Origin of the sequence: Mycolicibacterium arseniciresistens, from assembly GCF_030519285.1 — a bacterium.
Lineage (GTDB): Bacteria > Actinomycetota > Actinomycetes > Mycobacteriales > Mycobacteriaceae > Mycobacterium > Mycobacterium arseniciresistens.
Window position 1 is genome coordinate 1 of sequence record NZ_JAUMSQ010000567.1, and the last position, 728, is coordinate 728.

At 74.5% G+C, this 728-nt stretch carries 1 protein-coding gene; it reads right to left on the reverse strand.

All coding sequences use genetic code 11. The features are described from left to right. Positions 1-728: Hsp70 family protein (locus Q2100_RS31525; RefSeq protein WP_302917162.1), on the reverse strand; the 728-nt coding region annotated here is incomplete at both ends.

The following is a 728-nucleotide window of genomic DNA, read 5'->3' on the forward strand; positions in this document are numbered from 1 at the left end:
TGAGCCCGCGGCCGGCCACCAGCGCCGCGCCCGCCGCGATGTTGAGCTGTGACTGCGGGGTGGTGACGACGGGTGCGCGCAGTCGCTCCGAGAGCTGCTGGGTGACCAGCGGGATGTGGGCGCCGCCGCCGACGGTGGCCACCGCCGACACGTCGGCGGGCGCGATGTTGTTGCGCCGCAACGTGTCCTCGACGGCGGCCAGTACACCGGCGAGCCCACCGGCGATGAGCTGTTCGAGTTCGGCGCGCGTCACCCGGAAATCGGTGCGGACACCCGGCAGTTCGGCGGGCACCACCGTCGCGGTGTCGGCGGACAACCGCTCCTTGGCCTGCCGGCACGCGTCACGCAGGCGGGCCAGCGAACCGACCGCCGCGGTGCCGGCCGGGTCGGCGTCATTGGCGTCGGCGATACCGGTGATGACGTGGTTGAGCAGCAGCTGGTCCACACCGTCGCCGGAGAAGTCGGCGTGGCGGACCGTCTGGCCGACGGCGTCGAGGTTGGACGACGCGTCGGCCAGCGTGATGCTGGTGCCGCTTCCGCCGAAGTCGCACAGCACGACGACGCCCGCATCGGGAAGGCCGGGTGCGGCCTGCAGGGCGGCGAGGGCGGCCACCGAGTCGGGGATGAGTGCGGCCGGGGCGCCGTCGGAGGCGAGACCCGGATGGTTGCGCAGCGCCCCGCGCAGGGCGCCGACGGTGGCGGGACCCCAGTGCGCGGGGACGGCGATC